The sequence below is a fragment of the Streptomyces sp. NPDC056144 genome (assembly GCF_042264145.1).
GTDB lineage: Bacteria > Actinomycetota > Actinomycetes > Streptomycetales > Streptomycetaceae > Streptomyces.
Genome location: NZ_JBHJVF010000002.1, coordinates 273,365 through 289,822, shown reverse-complemented (window position 1 = coordinate 289,822; position 16,458 = coordinate 273,365). Strand labels below are relative to the sequence as shown.

The 16,458-nt window shown below is 71.2% G+C and carries 14 protein-coding genes and 4 pseudogenes; 13 read left to right on the top strand and 5 right to left on the bottom strand.

Annotated elements, in window-relative coordinates; translation table 11 throughout:
- Positions 1–26: 26 nt before the first annotated feature.
- From ACFC0Z_RS07860 to ACFC0Z_RS07825, 8 genes are all read left to right on the top strand, one after another.
- Positions 27–791: an SDR family NAD(P)-dependent oxidoreductase gene (locus ACFC0Z_RS07860; protein ID WP_376433936.1), complete on the top strand. Its 765-nt coding sequence runs from the start codon at positions 27–29 to the stop codon at positions 789–791.
- The gene (locus ACFC0Z_RS07855) at positions 788–2,170 is read left to right on the top strand and encodes an amidase family protein (RefSeq protein WP_376433934.1); all 1,383 of its coding nucleotides are present in this window, start codon (positions 788–790) and stop codon (positions 2,168–2,170) included. The genes ACFC0Z_RS07860 and ACFC0Z_RS07855 overlap by 4 nt, the downstream gene beginning before the upstream one ends.
- A complete protein-coding gene (locus tag ACFC0Z_RS07850) occupies positions 2,167–3,618 on the top strand; it encodes an MFS transporter (RefSeq protein WP_376433933.1) in 1,452 nt (483 codons plus the stop codon). The genes ACFC0Z_RS07855 and ACFC0Z_RS07850 overlap by 4 nt, the downstream gene beginning before the upstream one ends.
- 12 nt (positions 3,619–3,630) lie before the next feature.
- Positions 3,631–4,665 (top strand): aminotransferase class I/II-fold pyridoxal phosphate-dependent enzyme, encoded by a 1,035-nt coding sequence (locus ACFC0Z_RS07845; protein WP_376433931.1) that lies wholly within the window; start codon positions 3,631–3,633, stop codon positions 4,663–4,665.
- Between the two features lie 56 nt (positions 4,666–4,721).
- Positions 4,722–6,062 carry a hypothetical protein gene (locus ACFC0Z_RS07840; protein WP_376433929.1) on the top strand — a complete coding sequence of 447 codons (1,341 nt, stop codon included), beginning with the start codon at positions 4,722–4,724 and terminating at the stop codon, positions 6,060–6,062.
- Positions 6,059–6,811: a gamma-glutamyl-gamma-aminobutyrate hydrolase family protein gene (locus ACFC0Z_RS07835; protein ID WP_376433927.1), complete on the top strand. Its 753-nt coding sequence runs from the start codon at positions 6,059–6,061 to the stop codon at positions 6,809–6,811. The genes ACFC0Z_RS07840 and ACFC0Z_RS07835 overlap by 4 nt, the downstream gene beginning before the upstream one ends.
- A 119-nt stretch (positions 6,812–6,930) precedes the next feature.
- A complete protein-coding gene (locus tag ACFC0Z_RS07830) occupies positions 6,931–7,251 on the top strand; it encodes a hypothetical protein (protein ID WP_376433925.1) in 321 nt (106 codons plus the stop codon).
- Positions 7,252–7,487: 236 nt separating this feature from the next.
- Positions 7,488–7,739 carry a hypothetical protein gene (locus tag ACFC0Z_RS07825; protein WP_376433923.1) on the top strand — a complete coding sequence of 84 codons (252 nt, stop codon included), beginning with the start codon at positions 7,488–7,490 and terminating at the stop codon, positions 7,737–7,739.
- A 131-nt stretch (positions 7,740–7,870) separates the two neighbouring features.
- Here the strand turns inward: ACFC0Z_RS07825 and ACFC0Z_RS07820 are convergent, their stop codons facing one another.
- The 3 genes and pseudogenes from ACFC0Z_RS07820 to ACFC0Z_RS07810 all read right to left on the bottom strand — a co-directional run bounded on the left by ACFC0Z_RS07820 (position 7,871) and on the right by ACFC0Z_RS07810 (position 9,675).
- The gene (locus ACFC0Z_RS07820; RefSeq protein WP_376433921.1) at positions 7,871–8,353 is read right to left on the bottom strand and encodes an Imm21 family immunity protein; all 483 of its coding nucleotides are present in this window, start codon (positions 8,351–8,353) and stop codon (positions 7,871–7,873) included.
- Positions 8,354–8,728: 375 nt separating this feature from the next.
- A pseudogene (locus ACFC0Z_RS07815) lies at positions 8,729–8,951 on the bottom strand (IS5/IS1182 family transposase); the annotation flags it as partial.
- Between the two features lie 226 nt (positions 8,952–9,177).
- The gene (locus ACFC0Z_RS07810) at positions 9,178–9,675 is read right to left on the bottom strand and encodes a MarR family winged helix-turn-helix transcriptional regulator (RefSeq protein WP_376433919.1); all 498 of its coding nucleotides are present in this window, start codon (positions 9,673–9,675) and stop codon (positions 9,178–9,180) included.
- A 139-nt stretch (positions 9,676–9,814) separates the two neighbouring features.
- On the opposite strand from ACFC0Z_RS07810, the gene ACFC0Z_RS07805 reads away from it, so the two are divergent.
- On the top strand, positions 9,815–11,233 hold the full coding sequence (locus ACFC0Z_RS07805) for an FAD-binding oxidoreductase (protein ID WP_376433917.1): 1,419 nt from the start codon (positions 9,815–9,817) through the stop codon (positions 11,231–11,233).
- Between the two features lie 233 nt (positions 11,234–11,466).
- Positions 11,467–11,949, top strand: coding sequence for a DUF6924 domain-containing protein (locus tag ACFC0Z_RS07800; protein ID WP_376433915.1), 483 nt, complete (start codon positions 11,467–11,469; stop codon positions 11,947–11,949).
- A gap of 260 nt (positions 11,950–12,209) precedes the next feature.
- Here the strand turns inward: ACFC0Z_RS07800 and ACFC0Z_RS07795 are convergent.
- A pseudogene (locus ACFC0Z_RS07795) lies at positions 12,210–12,932 on the bottom strand (MFS transporter); the annotation flags it as partial.
- 85 nt (positions 12,933–13,017) lie between these two features.
- A pseudogene (locus ACFC0Z_RS07790) lies at positions 13,018–13,416 on the bottom strand (MFS transporter); the annotation flags it as partial.
- Between ACFC0Z_RS07790 and ACFC0Z_RS07785 the strand changes: the two are divergent.
- From ACFC0Z_RS07785 to ACFC0Z_RS07775, 3 genes and pseudogenes are all read left to right on the top strand, one after another.
- A complete protein-coding gene (locus tag ACFC0Z_RS07785) occupies positions 13,376–13,603 on the top strand; it encodes a hypothetical protein (protein ID WP_376435092.1) in 228 nt (75 codons plus the stop codon). The pseudogene ACFC0Z_RS07790 and the gene ACFC0Z_RS07785 sit on opposite strands and share 41 nt — an antisense overlap.
- A 108-nt stretch (positions 13,604–13,711) precedes the next feature.
- Positions 13,712–14,120: pseudogene (locus ACFC0Z_RS07780) on the top strand (IS5/IS1182 family transposase); the annotation flags it as partial.
- Between the two features lie 279 nt (positions 14,121–14,399).
- On the top strand, positions 14,400–16,139 hold the full coding sequence (locus ACFC0Z_RS07775; RefSeq protein ID WP_376435020.1) for an alpha/beta hydrolase: 1,740 nt from the start codon (positions 14,400–14,402) through the stop codon (positions 16,137–16,139).
- The last annotated feature ends 319 nt before the right edge of the window (positions 16,140–16,458 follow it).

Genomic DNA, 16,458 nt, shown 5'->3' with positions numbered 1-16,458 from the left:
CCCCTGAAACACACGGAGAGAGTCAGATGGCACGACTGATCGTGGTCAGCGGAGGCGGAACCGGCATCGGCCGGGCCGTCGCCGAAAGGTTCGCCCGGGACGGGGACGAGGTCGTGATCCTCGGCCGCCGGGCCGACGTACTCGAACGCACGGCGGCGGAGATCACCGCTGGCGGGGCCGCCGCCAAGGTGGTGCCGCTGGCCGCGGACCTCGCCGAGCCCGCCGAGGCCGAACGGGTCCGGGAAATCCTGGGCCGGGAGCACGGCCGCGTCGACGTCCTCGTGCACAGCGCCGGCGGCAACACGACGCTGAGCGCCCCGCCGGCCGAGGGCAGCCCGGTCGCCCAGGCCGCCGCGCACTGGACGGGCAACTTCCGCGCCAACGTCCTCACCGCCGTCCTGCTCACCGAGGCCCTTCGCGACCTGCTCGTCTCGCCGGGCGGCCGGGTGGTGCTGCTCAGCTCGATCGCCGCCTACCGCGGTTCGGGCTCCGGTTCCTACGGCGGGGCCAAGGCCGCGCTCCACCCGTACGCGTACGATCTCGCCGCCGCGCTCGGCGGACAGGGCATCACCGTGAACGTCGTGGCGCCGGGCTACATCGCCGAGACGGAGTTCTTCCACGGCGCCCTGTCGGCGGAGCGTGAGCGGACCCTGATCGGCCAGACGTCCAACGGCCGGGCGGGCACCCCGAAGGACGTCGCCGAGACGGTGCACTGGCTGGCATCCCCGGAATCCGGCCATGTCACCGGACAGATCGTCCAGGTCAACGGCGGTGCGGAGCGTGGGCGTTGACCACGTCGGCCCCGGCGAGCACGGCCGTGCCCGCCGGGGCACCCGGCGAGCCCCCGGAGGGGCTGCGGCTCTCCCTGGCCGAGCGAGCCCGGGCGCTCGCCACGGGAGAGCTCAACCCGGTCGCCTGGCGAGCCGAGGCGCATCGGTGGGCCGTGGCAGCCGACGAGGCGTACCGGGCCACGACCGAGCTGCGGGCGGCACCGGCGACGGGCCACGAGCTGCGGGTCGGGGTCAAGGACATCGTGGACGTGGCCGGCTTCGCCACCCGGCTGGGGCTGCGCCGCTACCGGCACCACGCCACGCGTTCCGCCGCTCCCCTGCGAGCGCTGCGCGGGGCTTCGGTGGTCGCCAAGCTCGTGACGCCGGAACTGGGCATCGGCCAGGACCACGGTTGCGCGAACCCTCTCTTCCCGTCCGTCGATCCTTCGGGTTCGAGCACGGGAAGCGCCGTGGCCGTCGCCGCGCACATCTGTGACCTCGCGCTTGGCACCGACACCGTCGCCTCCGTGCGGTATCCGGCCGCGGCCTGCGGGGTCGTCGGGCTGCGGCTGACCCACGACCCACGCCTGCTCGACGGCGTGTTCCCGCTCTCCCCGCCGCTGGACGCGCCGGGCTGGCTGGCCAGGACCGCCGACGACCTCGCGTACTTCTGGAACCGCACGGGCCTCGGCGGCCTCGGCTCGGCGCAGGACGGCTCGCGGGAGCCGGCGAGGCTGCGGATCGGTGTCGTGGCCGAGGCCCTGGACAGTGCGCTCGCGCCCGAGATCCGCTCCGGGTACGACCGCCTGCGTACGGCGCTGAGCGAGGCCGGCCACTCGGTGGTCCCGGTCCGGCTGGGCGGGTTGTGGGGGCACCGGGCGACGACGTACGAGCTGTGCGCGCGGACCGCCTGGGACGGCTACCGGGCCGTCCGCGGGCGGCTCGACGACACCCTGGCCGACTCGACCCTACGGGCACTGGAGGCCGGCGCCGGGATCGGGGACGCACGCTACGCGGAGATCCTCGGCGAGCTGCGGGTCACCCGAGCGGGTGTTCCGGCGCTCTTCGCCGAACAGGGGGTGGATCTGTGGCTCCTGCCGGTGGATCCCCGGCTGCCCCGGGCCCCGCAGGAATCCTCCGCGTCCGCCTCGACCATCCCGCACGCGGACGAACACGACTTCGACGAGCGGCTCGGCTTCTCCCCGGTGGCGAGCTTCGCGGGGCTCCCCGCGATCACCTTCCCCGTCGCGGTGACACCGGAACCGCGCACTCCCGTGCCTCTTCAGGCGATCGGACCGGCCGGCAGCGAGCCCCTGCTGATCCGCTTCGCCCAGCTCGTCGCGGCGACCGTCGGCGACCTCGGGATCCTGCCCGGGCCCAGGGAATCGAAGGTCCCGTGAGCGCGCCACGAGAGAAGGCCGATGCCCCGCCCGCGTCGCCCGCCGATCCGGCCGTCCTCCGACGGTCCCTCGACGCCCGCCCGTTCGTCGGCGTGTGGGTGCCCAGTGTGGTGGCGGTCATCGGCACCGGGCTCGCGGTCTTCGGACTGAGCTGGTGGATCAGCCGGGCGCCGGACGGCGGAGCGCACCTGGGTGTCGTCGTCGCCCTCGCCAGTGCCGTCTCCCTCATCAGCGTCCTGCTGCTGGCCGGGGTCATCGACTCCGCGGACCGCCGCCGCACCGTCGTCACCGTCCTGCTGGTGCTGGCGGCCCCCCTGCTCGCCCTGCTGTACCTGTTCGGGCTGAGTCCGGGCGGCACCTTCGCCGTGACGGTCGGCGGACTGTGCTACGTGCTCGTCTACTCCCTCCAGCAGATCTACATGGCCGCGGTCGAGAACATCGGGGCCGATCTGGCCCCGCCCTCCTGGCCCGCGGCCCGCACGGCCCTGCTCACTCAGATCCACCCTCAAGTCGCGCGTGTCCTGGCCCCTCTGGCGGCCGGAGCGCTGCTCGCCTACGGGAGTCTGCGGTGGGTCTCCCTGGTCGCGCTGGTGTGCACACTGCTCGCCCTGGCGGCCGTACCGCTCCTCGCGAAGGCGGTGGCCGCGACACCCGTAAGGAAAGCCGTACCGAAGCCCGTACCGAAGCTCGTACCGAAGCCCGTACCGAAGTCTGTGCCGGACCGGCCGGACTCAGGCACCCGGGGAAGTCCGGTGTCGCTGCTGCGGGGCGTGTGGCGGGACGCGGCCGGATCCCTCCGGCTGATCCGCAGCCACCCGGAACTGGTGTTCCTCGTCTTCTTCGGAGCCCTCGGCAACCTGATCGTCTTCCCCTTCTCCGCGGTCCTGCCGGCCTTCAACGCCGAGTACGGCCTCTCCACAAGCGCCCAGGCGGCGCTCTACAGCACGGCGTCCTCGGCCTACGGCGTCGGCATGCTGGTCGGCTGCCTGGTGCTGGTCCGCGTTCCACCGCCGGCCGGCGCCCGGGCGAGCCTCCGGCTGGCCTCGATCGCCTTCGCGCTCATCCTGCTGGTGCTGCTGGTCACCACGATCGCGCCGTGGCCCGCCACGGTCGTCCTGGCGATGGCGGTCACCGGGGGACTGTTCTCCATCCTCGTCGCCGTCGGCGGAGCCCTGTGGCTGCGGCTCACCCCCGCGGCGATCCGGGTCCGTGTGTTCAGCCTGAGGCGGCTGACCGTGTTCTCCACCATTCCGGTCGGCTCGATGCTCATGGGCATCGGCGGCTCGGTCTTCGGCTACCGGGTGTTCATCAGAGGCATGGTCGCCTTCACCCTGGTCGCTCTCGCCCTGCTCTGGGCGCGGTACCGCCGCACCGCGTCCGCCGACCTCACGCCCCCCGTCCCCACACCCCCGGTCCCCACGCCCCCCATCCCCACGCCCCCCGTCTGAGGAGAGCACCACATGCAGACCTTGCTGGATTCACAGGGCGGAGATCTCCGCGGGCTCCCCGCCGGTCCCTATCTGGACCTGGGAACCTGCGTCAACCGCTACGGCCCGCCGCCGTCGGTCGCGAATGCCCTGCGCGGGATCGATCCCAAGCAGATCCTGGCCCATCCCTACGGTTCCGAGGAGACGTTCACCGAGGCGTACGCGACCTTCATGGGGGCGGACCCCGGGGAGCTGATCCCGGGGCGCGGGATCACCGAGTTCATCCGCGTCCTCGCCCAGCTGCTGCCGGCCGAGAAGGTCGCCGTCGTCACCCCCGACTACACGGACACCATCCGCTGGTTCCCGACGCATCTGGACCCGCCACCCGGCGTCACGGAGACCGTCGCCACCCGCCTGGAACGCGTCGGCCGCGCGCTCGCCACCCACCCGTACGTCTTCCTGTCCAACCCGAACAACCCGCTCGGCCTCTATCTGCACCGCACCGACCTGGAGGCACTGGCCCGCGCCCATCCGCAGTCCGTCCTCATCGTGGACGAGGCCTACATCGAGTTCATCCCCGAGCACCGGGAACTGTCCATGGTGCGGAGCGGCCTGCCCAACGTGGTGACCCTCCGATCGCCGAACAAGCTGTTCGGCATAGCCGGCACCCGCACCGGCGCCTTGTGGACGCGGAACCAGGACATCGCCGCGCGGGTGCGGGAACGCAAGCTCAACTGGACGCTGTCGCACATCGACAGCGTTCTGGCCACCGCCGCACTCGGTGACACCGCCTGGGTGGAACGCACCCGCGCCGACCTCCTGAGGGACTCCGCCGAGTTGGAGGAGATCCTCGCCGAGCGGTTCGCCGGGGTCGTGCGCGGCGTACCGATCCACTACCGGTTCGTCGCGACCGACGACCCGATCGAGGCACAGCGGTACTTCCTGGACCACGGAGTGGTCGTCCGCGCCTTCGACGGCACCCGCCCCGGACGCGTTTCGGGGCTGCGGATCACCGCCCCCACCAGCGCCGAGCTGGCGGAGCTGCGCGTCTCACTGGCCTCCGGCTGACCGACCGACCACCAGAAGCAGAGAACCCCGTCCCACCGGAAGGAAAAGGGAAACAAGTGCCCGAATCCGCCCTGACGCTGGACGACGTCCTGCGCCTTCTCGCCGAGCACGAGGAGGACGCCGGACGCACGCTCAGCATGGTGCCCTCCGAGAACGCGACGTCCGGCCTCGCGAAGCTCCCGCTCATCCTCGACCCGTACCACCGCTACTTCTTCAACGAGACCGGGGAAGACACCCGTTGGCACTTCCGCGGCGCCCAGCGGCTGCGATCCCTGGAGACGGCACTGACCGTACCCCTGCTGGAGGAGCTCGGCCGGGCCGACTACGTCTCGACCAAGCCGCTCAGCGGGCTCAACGCCATGACGCTGGCGCTCGGCACGCTCGGCGGTGAGCCGGGCTCGACGGTGGCGACCATCGCTCCCGAGAACGGCGGACACTACGCCACCCCCAGCGTGGCCCAGCGGCTCGGCCTGAACGTCGAGTATCTCCGCGGCCCCGATCCCCACGGCCTGGACCTCGACCACGCGGCCCGGCTGCTGAGCCGGACCCGGCCCGCCCTGGTCTACGTCGACCAGTCGCACTGCCTCTTCCCGCTCGACGTACGCAGCCTCGTCGAGACCGTGCGGGCCGCCTCGCCGGAGACACTGGTGCACGTGGACGCCAGCCACTGGTTCGGGCTGATCCTCGCGGGCGTCTTCCCCAACCCGCTCGACGAGGGCGCGGACAGCTTCGGCGGCTCGACGCACAAGACGTTCCCCGGCCCGCAGAAGGCGGTGCTGCTCACCCGGGACCCGGACATCGAGAAGCGGATCCGGGACGCCCAGGACTACCTGATCAGCAGCCATCACTTCGCCGCCACGATCAGCCTCGGCATCGCCCTGCTGGAGTTCCGTGACTTCGGCGGGATCGAGTACGCCCGTGCCGTGGTGGCCAACACCAAGGAGTTCGGCCGACTGCTCACCGAGCGCGGGCTGACCGTCGTGGCAGCCGACCGGGGCTACTCGGCGGGCCACCAGCTCTGGCTCGACACCGAGGCCGACGGGATCGCCCCGAAGACGGCCGCCGACCGTCTCGCCGCCGCCGGGATCAAGGTCAACTTCCTGGACGGACTGCCCGGTTTCACCGGACAGGGCGTCCGCATAGGCCTCAACGAACCCACCTACCACGGGCTTTCGGGAACCGACTTCGACGAGCTGGCCGACGTGTTCGCCACCGCCGTACGGCAGGAGGCCCCGTCGGAAGAACTGGCCGCCCGCATAGCCCTGTTACGCCGCCGTCCCCGATTCGGCGCCCGCCTGGACGAGTCCTCGCCGCTGTGGCGTACGGCCCTGGCACTCGCCACCGGATCCCTGCGCGGTGCGCGCGGGGCGGAGTCAAATGCCGTGGAGGTGGCATGAGCGGCCGCCCGGTCATCGGCATCGCGGGCTACCGCGAGCAGGCCCGCTGGAACATCTGGGACACCGATGCCACGGTCATCCAGCAGTCCTTCGTGCGCGGGGTCGTCGAAGCCGGCGGGCGGGCCGTCGTACTGCCCCCGGACGACCGGGACGCGGACGTCCTGGACCGACTGGACGGACTCCTCCTGCCCGGTGGCGCGGACATCGACCCGGCACTCTTCGGCCAGGCCCCCCACCCCTCCACCGACCGCCCCCGCCCTGACCGGGACGCCGGTGAGCTGCTGCTCCTGCGCGCGGCGCTGGAGCGGGACCTCCCCGTGCTCGGCGTGTGCCGGGGGCTGCAACTGCTCGTCCTCGCGTACGGAGGCACACTGCACCAGCACTTGCCGGACGTCCTCGGCCATTCCGGCCACCTGCCACAGGAAGGTGTCCTCGGCGAGCACGAGGTGACCTTCACCGCGGGCACCCGGGCCGCCGCGGTGTACGGCTCCTCCGCCAGGGTCAACTCCCATCACCACCAGGGTGTCGCCGACCCCGGCCGCCTGCGCGTGACAGGTCGCAGCGACGACGGGCTGCCCGAGGCGGTCGAGGACGCGGCCAAACGTTTCGTCCTCGGGGTGCAGTGGCATCCGGAGATATCCGGTGACGACGCGCTCTTCGAGGCCTTCGTCGCCGCGTCCCGGCGCGCACCGCTGCCGGCGGCGCCCGGTGGACCCGCGAGCACGCCGACCCCTGCGTGGTCCGGATGATCATCCCGCGCAGGCCGACGGAACACTGGATCCGTCTCGTCGCGGTCGGAGACGACGGCCGCGTGCTCCTGGTCGAAGAGGAGCGACCAGGGGCCGCCCCGGTGTGGAGCCTGCCGGGCATGCGACGCGATCCGAAGCACAGCGCCGAGCGCGCGGCGGACGCGCTACGGACGCGGCTGGCCCTGCATGCGTCGGAGGAACCGCGACCACTGGGGCAGCGGACGCTCTCCGCCGTCGTGGCGGGCGAGGTGACCCGACGGGAGGAGACCTTCTTCGCGCTCAGGCCGAACCGGCCAGGCCCACCCGTCGAGGGCGCACGCTGGTCCGCGCTCCCGGAAGTCTCGGCACTTCCGGGCCCGCCCCTCCCACCGGACCTGGCCGAGCTGCTCTCGGCCATCCTCACGGAATCGGGTCGGCCGGCGGAACGGGCGGCGACGTGACGTAGCCCCTCGTCCCCCCCCGCATCCCGTCCGGATCCGGCGTTCGCTCAGTCGCGAACATGCCGGATGCGGACGGTGCGCCGCCTGCCCGAGCCGTCCTCGTACGCGACCGGGGTGCCGATCGTGGACCACAACAGCGCCGCGGCGAGGGGGAGGAGGGGCTGAGCACCGCGCCGCCTTTCTGCGCCGGGTGCTGGGAGGTGATCTCGTACTCCTCGACCTCCGTGGACGCACCGATGGACAGGCCGACCAGCCGACCGGGAGCGACCATCCGCGTACCGGTCGAGCGGGACGTGGAGGGCACCACCCTGAGGACGCTCTCCAGGAAGGTGGCGCGCTCCTTGAGCTGGGCGCACCGCTTCTCCCAGTGGCGCCGGTTGTCGGCGGCGTTGTCCAGGGGCTCCTGCCGCCCCAGGAACTCCTGGATCTGGGCCAGTTCGTTCTGGATGCGGCGGCGGGACGACTCGGCCAGAGCCGTCACCGGGTAGCGAGGAGCAGGTGCGGCTTCCTCGCGCCGCGGGGCCGGTGTGCTCGCGCTCCGCCGCGTGGTGGGAGCGGTGGTGGTCCGGGTCCCGGCGCTCCGCGCGGGGGAGCGCCGCATGACGGGCGCGATCTCGGACTATTCAGGCAGCAGTCGTTGCAGCATGAACTGTGTGTGAGGGTCCGGTTCCACGGTCAGTGACTGGACGCGATAGCGGCCCGGTGGCAGTTCGACGTGAAGTGCCTCCGGCTTCTGCGTGTTCCGCAGGGAGCTGAGGATCCTGTCTGCCTCGTAGGCGGCGTCGGTCAGGACGTAGTGTCCGCCGAGTTCGAGCGAGAGGACATCCTCCCAGTTGTCGGCCGTCATGGCGGCGTTGACGGCGGACAGCAGGGCCGTGTCGCTGTCTGCCGCGTACCAGCGGGCGAAGACGAGCGGCTCTGCGAGCCAGGTGATGGCGAGCGGCTCGGCGCCGAGCGGCAGGACGTCGTGGCCTGCCAGCCGGAAGGCCGAGACGTACTCGTCTATCACGTCGTCCGCTTCGGTCCCCTCCCATGTCGGAAGGAGTTCCTCCGGGATGAGCGCGTATCGGGCGAAGTCGGTGTGATCCAGCCAGGTAGCCATGGGACGGATCATCACACCTGCGTCCGACAGGCGCCGAGGGCGGTCGCGCTGTCGGACCTGGAGGGTTCACCGTCGGGGTCCCTCATGAGGGCGCACGGCGAGCCCGCCAGTCTGTTCCCAGGGAGGAGATATGCGGCCAGAGGCGATCAGCGAGCGCGTGCGCCGCCGCAGTCATCTCGGCGTGCGTGGGCTCGTCGGTCTCGGGATCCAGAACAGTGGGCGGATGCGGACTGTAGTCGGACCCCCGAATGATGGCCTGGTTCCGGGGGAACCGTCCCAAGACGGACGTCCCATAGCGGCCCAACTGCTCTTCGACAGCCAGGTCGAAGTCGTCGGGTGGCACGTTCTGTGTCGCGGGCCTGGCGACGGCCGGTGGCCCGCGGGGTCGGTCTTGACCTGAATGTTCACGCAGTGATGGTGGGTGCTTCTGCGAGAAGTCGGCCCGGCTGTCGTCGGCCCGGTCGCATTTGGCGAGCGTCCCGTCGAGCAGGACGTAGTCCGGGTTGGCCTCGGGCAGGCCCCGCAGGAGGCCTGGCGCCCGGCTGGGCGGGTGCTGGACGACTGCCTTGCCGTAGGCGTGGGCGGTGCCGGCGGGGACGGATGCGTACCGGCCGCGACCGGGCCGGCCCGCCCGTCCCGCTGACGTGGTGCCCGTCTATCGGTCGCTGTCTCTGTGGTCTGTTCGTGGGTGCTGTGTGCTGAGCGGGTCGAGGCCCTCTTCCTGTTCTGGAGTGTTCTGCGAGTTGACTCGTTGCTGGCTCCGGTGGTCCTCGAGTGGGGTGCGCTGGAGTGGGGTTGGGTTCTGTGTGTCGGGGGTTGGGGTGTTATGGCTGGTGGTGGGTGTGGGTGGTGATGTGTTCGAGGGTGGTGCGGAGGGTGGTGATGGTGTGGGTGCCGTAGTGGTGGGCCCAGGTGTGTTCCATGGTGGTGAGGATGCGGTTGGCGGCTTGTTGGCCGGCTTGGCCTTGGGGGGTGAGGCGGATGAGTTTGGCGCGGCGGTCGGTGGGGTCGGGGGTTTTCTCGGTGTAGCCGTGGTGGGTGAGTTCGTCGACGATTTCGGCGATGGCTTGTTTGGTGAGGCCGGAGCGTTCGGCGAGGGTGGTGAGGCGGGTTCCGTCGGGGTCGATGAAGCGGAAGACGGAGCCGTGGCGGTAGCGGATGTGGGTGAAGCCTTCGGCGTGGAGTTGTTGGTGGAGTTGTTCGATGGTGAGGTCTCTGGCCTGGGCGAGGAGGGTGGGCAGTGGCACCCGGGGCGTCGTATCCGCGGCGCCGGGTGTGTCGACCGGGCTGGGGTTGTTGGGGGTGGGGGGTGTGTTGGTCATGGGGGCCTTTCTGGCGAAGGGTTTCGTCAGGGGGCTTGACTATAAAGTGGTCTGGTTGCTTGACTAATTCTAGCGGTGTGGGGTTCCCGGCCGCGAGAGTCCGTGTGTCAGCAGATGCGATGACGATTGAGGAGAGGTCATGGGTGTGACGGAGAACAGCGGTGGGGCCGGGGGCGGGGTTGTGGTGGATGCTGCGGCGTTGGCCGCGTTACGTGGGCGGGTGACGGGCCCGGTGCTGGTCGCGGGGGATGAGGGGTATGACGAGGAGCGTGCGGGGAATCAGACCGCGCGTTCGCACCGTCCCCAGGTCCTCATCGGCGCCGCGGGGCCGGGGGATGTGCAGGCGGCGGTGGAGTTTGCCGCCGCGCAGGGCCTTCCGGTCGCGGTGCAGGGCACCGGGCACGCGCTGGCGGCGGTCGCGGCGGAGGGCGGGGTGCTGATCAACACCTCGCGGATGACGGAAGTGCGGGTGGACGCGGTCGCGCGGACGGCGTGGGCGGCGGCGGGTGTGTCGTGGAACCAGGTGATCCAGGAAGCCGCGGAAGTGGGCCTGGCGCCTTTGGCGGGTTCGGCCCCGGGTGTCGGTGTTATTTCCTACACCCTCGGCGGCGGCCTCGGTGTCCTCTCCCGCCGCTACGGCTACGCGGCCGATCATGTCCGCCGGATCGAGGTCGTGACCGCGGACGGGCAGCTCCGTACGGTGTCGGCGGAGTCCGACGCGGACCTGTTCTGGGCTTTGCGGGGCGGGCGGGACAATTTCGGTGTCGTCACCGGTATCGAGCTCGACCTGTTTCCCGTCCCCACCCTCTACGGCGGCGGCCTCTTCTTCGACTTCTCCCAAGCCCCGGACGTCTTCGACACCTACGCCGCCTGGTCGGCGGGCGTCCCCGAGGAGATGACGTCCTCGCTCGCGGTCATCTTCTTCCCCGACGCGCCGGTCCTCCCGCCGCCGCTGCGCGGCCGGCATGTCGTCCACGTCCGCATCGCCTACTCCGCTGATGATTTGGGCCCCGGCAAGGACCTGATCGCACCCCTGCGGGCGCTGGGCCCGTTCAACGACACCGTCCGCGAACTCCCCTACGCCGAGATCGGCACCATCCACAACGACCCGCCCATCCCCGGCGCCGCGGAATCCGTCACCACCATGCTCCGCGAACTCGACACAAACACCATCCGCGCACTGCTCGAACTCGTCGGACCCCACGTCCCCGTCCCGCACGTCGTCGAACTCCGCCACCTCGGCGGCGCCCTCGCACGCCCCGCCGCTGTCCCGAACGCGGTCGGCAACCGTGGCGCGCACTACCTGCTGAACGTCGTGTCCCGTCTGGAGCGGGCCGAGCTCGCCGACATCCAGCCCGCGCACGACCGGATTCTTGAGGCCCTTGCGCCGTGGAGCACCGGCGGGCGGGCGCTGACGTTCCTCAACGGCCGCCGCGACACCGAACACGTCCGCTCTGCTTACGAGCCCGACGACTACCAGCGCCTGACCGAGCTGAAGACGGTCTACGACCCGCAGAACCTCTTCCGTCTCAACCACAACATCCCCCCGGCCACCTAAAACAGGCCGGCCGCCCGCCGCTGGGTAGTGCGCTCGGGCGGGCGGGAACAGCGGTGACCTGCCCCGGGCGGGGCTGTCCACGGCCATACGCCGGGACAGCCCGCCCGGGGCGCTTCGTCTGTGAACGGCCTGTTGTCGGCGAGTTGCGCCGGCCGAAGCCGCTCGGGGTGTGTCAGTGCCCTCGCTTAGCGTCTGTGCCGAGTGTGTTGGGCAGTGCGGGTGGGGAGAGCGGCATGGGTGAGCGTGTGGAGTGGCCGGTGGGGCGTGACACGGATGCCGCGCTCATCGTCAGGACCGATTACGGCGATGAGCAGGCGTGGGCGGGTGTGAAGGCGGCGCTGATGACGGCCTGGGGCGAGGAGGGTCGCGTCGAGCCGTACGTCCACATCGTCGATGATCCGAGATGGGCGGGAATCATGCCGGCTCAGGTGCTTGGGGAGGCCTCCGCGCACGCGGAGCATCGGGGTGTTGTCTACTTCGCCGACCGTGTTTCGATGCGGGAGGCTCCTGTGACGTTGTTGGCGTTGTCCTTGCTGACGAGAGAGCAGTGCGAAAGTGATGAGGAGTTCGAGGTGTATGGCGGCGCGTTCCGTGTGGTGCCGTACGCGGTCCATGAGATGAACGCGAATCTGATGATTGCCAACCTGGACTTCGGTGACTTCGCGGACGCGGCGAGGGATGATCCCGAGGGTGTCTTCCGGGGGTTCGCCGGCTGAATCGTTCAGCCCCGCCCAGCTTTGCCCGGATGCGGACCTGCATTCACGAACCGCCCGCCGGCCGCTGGAACTCGGGGCTGTCGTCATGCCAGGGGATTGCCGAGACGGTTACGCAGAGGGGGCGTGTGTCGGGCCGGGGGAGTGGTTGGCGTGATGCTTCGTGCGTGCCGGCCGCGGCCGTGGCTGTGTGCGCCCCTCCTGTCGGCCGGCACGGTGTATGGCCGTCACCTGTGAACACCTTCTCGGTTTCGCGGGCATCCTCAAGCGAGGGGGGTATCGGTTCGGGGTGTCCGCTTCACCCGCCACGTCGCGACGCCGGCCAGGAGGATCGCGAGCTGGCCCATTGCGGCGGTCCAGAACAGGAAACGTGGGCCCTGGGAGGTGATCAGGGCGCCGCCGATGGCCAGCCCCAGAGGTTCCACGCCGAACGTCAGGGTCCGGAAGGCGCTGTTGACGCGGCCTTGAAGGTGGTCCGGTGTGACCGACTGCCGGTAGGTCACCACGGTCACCGCGAAGACCGGCCACAGTGCGTTCGTTACCAGGAGGCCGGCGGCGAGAAGGATGATCGAGTGTGCGGCAGCCGTCATGGCTGCCGCGCAGGCCCACAGGGCGACGGAGCCGAGCGTCAGGGTGCGCAGGCTGACGCGCTCACGCAGCCATGACGCGGCGAACGCGCTGGCCATCGTGCCGAGGCCGACCGCGGCGAGGGTGAGGCCGATCAGCCCGGCGTTGATGCCGAGGTCCTCGGTGGCCAGGACGATGGTCGCCAGATTGAGCGGCGCCTGAAGAAGGTTGATCAGGGTGACCATCACCATGAGCAGGCGCAGCAGGCGCTGCCGCCAGAGGAACGACATCCCTTCCCTGAGGTCGGCCATCACGGAGCGCTGTGTGCCGGGCGGCCGCCCCTCTTGGAACGACGTGCGGACCAGCAGCAGCGAGGCCCCCGAGAGCAGGTAGGTGACGGCGTCGGCGGTGTAGCTGTAGACGGCCCCGAGCGGAGTTCCTGGCCAGGCCGATCAGGGCGCCGAAGAGGGCGGATCCGCCGACGCCGGCCGCGGAGTCGGCGACCTCGTTGAGAGCGTTGGCAGGGGCCAGCTGCTCCTCGGGGACCAGCTTCGAGAGGGCGGACAGGTGGGAGACGGCCGAGAAGACGTGTCCGACGCCCTCGAGGAAGGCGACCGCTGCCAGGTGTGTGATCGTCAGGCTGTCGAAGGCGTAGGCGACCGGGATCGTCGCCAGCGCGGCACAACGGCCGAGGTCGGCGACGATCATGACGCGGCGTCGGTCCCACCGGTCGATGAACACGCCGGCCAGGAGGTTCAGCAGCAGGTAGGGGGCGAGCCGGGCTGCTCCCACAAGGCCGGCGACGGCGGGGGAACCGGACAGGCCGAGCGCGAGGAGCGGAACGGCCAGGTTGGACAGGGCCGTGCCCGCCGACGAGACGGTGAACCCGCCCCAGACGATCATGAAGTCGCGGTTCGTCAACAGCCCGCGCCAATGGCCCTTGCTCTTGTTCTTGTGCGTCGCGGCCGTCGTCGGCTTCGCTGCCGACGTGCTGCCCTTAGTTGCCATGATTACGCCCTTTGGCTTTGGGCTTGCCGGCTGCGGTGCCGAGGCCCGGCAGGCGAGGGACTTCGGCTGCGCATGCAGGTAAGGAACATGCGGATGCCTTGTGGCGGTCTCCTTCGGTCATGGCGGGATTGTCGACGACGGGCTTGAGCGGAAGCGGTCGTATCGGCGAGATGATCCCGATGCGGCCGGTGTGATCAAGGGTGTGTCGGAGCCGTCCTGGACAGGCCCGTTCACCGGGCTGAGCCCGCGTGTCTTGGGGCAGCTGGTGACGGTGCCGCGTCACGCGGGTGCGGATGCCGCCCGTGGGGCTCGGCCGTGGAGCATTGCTCTGGAGGACCGGACCCTGCTGGTCACCGCGTACGGGCGAACGCACCGGACTCTGCGCCGGCTTACCCCGTCGTCCGGGATGCCGAGCCGTCGTCGGCCCGCATCATCAGCCACTTGGGGCCGATGCCCGCTCTCCAGCTTCGCGGGCGGTTCGCCAGGTCCACCGTGCTCATCGTGGACGGCCCCCTGGCCCCCTGGCCCCTGCCCGGGACCACACCGTCGCGGAGCGGTTGAAGAACTACCGGTCTCCCACGAACCACCAGGTCCCGGTAGCGTTCCGGGCCAGCGACGGTGACCCCGTGGCCGTCCCCGTACCGCCGGCGCCGCCTGCGTGGCCCGGGCGCGAGGCAGTCGAGACGGTGCTGCAGGGTCTGTGCCGGGCGGGGGAAGGTGCGCGGGGGCGCGTGCGTCGGTTGACCCCAAGGCTCCGGCGCGGTGCATCCTCCTTCAGGTGGAGAAGGGTGCCGTCCTTCGGGGGGATCCGGGTAAGTCGCTTGTGCGTAAGGGTGCTTGGGACCGAATGTCCACCTCCCACAAGGATTTCCTTCATCATGCGAAACCGTCGTACTGTTTCCGCTGTGGCCCTGGGTGCCATCGCGGCGCTCTTACCCGCGCTTACCCCGGCTGTCGCTTCGGCGGCAGCGGATGGGCGGGAGTCCCGTGCCGCTGCCGCGGCGCCCGCCACCCCCTTAGCCGCAACCGCAACCGCAGCCACAGCCGCCGTGGCCGCGGCTGTTCCGTTGGCCCGTTTTGAGCGTCAGCGGCCGCGCTGGAGCCCTTGTGAGGCCGGGGGGCCGGCCGCGTACGAGTGCGCCACGGTCAAGGTGCCCCTCGACTATGCGCGGCCCGGCGGCCGCACTCTGGATCTCGCGGTCTCCCGGGTGAAGGCCACCAGCCCTGTGGACCGGCGCGGGGTGCTGCTTCTGAACCCGGGCGGGCCTGGCGGATCGGGTTTGGACATGCCGCTGTGGATGGGTCCGATGCTCGCCGGGGAGGTGACCAGGCGGTATGACCTGATCGGTTTCGACCCGCGTGGCGTCGGCCGTAGCACGGCGCTGACCTGCGGCCTGAACGGGCAGGAGAGCAACTGGCAGCGCCCGTACAAGGCGGCCGAGTTCGCGGGGGACGTCCAGTGGGCGCGTACCGTCGCGGACAAGTGCCGGGCGCGCAACGGTGCGGCGCTGGCGCACATGAACACCCGTAACACGGCCCGTGACATGGACGTGATCCGTGCCGTGCTCGGCGAGCGGAAGATCTCCTACCTCGGCTACTCCTACGGGACGTACCTGGGCGCCGTCTACACCCAGCTGTTCCCGCGGCGCGCCGACCGCTTCGTCCTCGACAGTGCCGTGGACCCGGAGCGGATCTGGCGCGGCATGATCCAGATATGGGCCGAGGGCGCGCAGCCGGCGTTCACCCGCTGGACCGTCTGGGCGGCCGAGCGGAACGCCGCCTACGGGCTCGGCGCCACCCCTGCCGAGGTCGGTGCCACCTTCTGGGGCCTGGTCGCCCAGGCTGACCGCAGGCCCATCGAGCTCGACGGCGTGCCGTTGACGGGCGACGACATCCGCCTCGCCGCCCGCGCCGCCGTCTTCAACGTGGCGTACGCCTCCGAGGAGACCGCCCGGCTCAAGGCCGCCGCCGAGGGCCGGACCCCGGCGCCCGCCCGCCGCACCGCCCCGCCCGCCCCGGCCATCCCGGCCATCCCGGCTTCGCCGTTCGCCTCGGCTTCGCCGGCTGCGTCGTCTGTTCCGTTCGCGTCGTCGGCTTCGGCCGGGCTGCCGGAGGTACCGGCCGACAACATGGACGCCGCGTTCTGGTCTGTGGTCTGCTCCGACACCCGTGCCTGGCCGAAGGACCCGGAGCGGTACCGGCGCGACGCGGTCCGCGACAAGGCCCGCTACCCGCTCTACGGTGACTTCGCCTCGAACATCAAGCCCTGCGCGTTCTGGAGCCCCGGCGCCGAGCCGGCCACCGTGGTGAACAACTCCGTCCCCGCTCTCGTCCTGCAGAACGAGTGGGACTCCCAGACCCCGCTGGCCAGCGGCCAGGGGCTGCGCCGGGCCCTCAAGGGCGCCAGGATGCTCACCGTCCTCGGCGGCCAGGGACACGGCGTGTACGGGCTCGGCTCCTGCGCTGATGCGACCGCGACCTCCTACCTGGTCACCGGCCGGCTGCCCGCGAAGGACCTGACCTGCCGCACCCCGGCCGGCCAGGCCCAGCGCTCCGACGCCCCGACGCTCCCGGGGATCGGGCAGCGCCTGCCGATCGGCGGCACCGACCGCTTCTGACGCGCCACGAGCATGCGCGAGGGGGGCCAGGCGTCCGACCGGGCGCCCGGCCCCTCACCGCCCGGCCCCTCACCGCCCGGCCCCTCACCGCCCGGGCCCTCACCGCCCGGCCCCTCACCGCCCGGCCCCTCACCGCCTGGCCCCTCACCGCCCGGCCCTTCACCGCCCGGCGCGCCGGATCCGGCGTCAGCTCGCGGCCACGGGCCACGGGCCACGGGCTATGGCCCCGGCACCTGCTTGCTGATCCACTCTCGCGGCCTGGCGCCGGGGGATTTGGCGTACTGGCGTCCGCTGCGCTGCCCGTTCCGGATCATTTCGG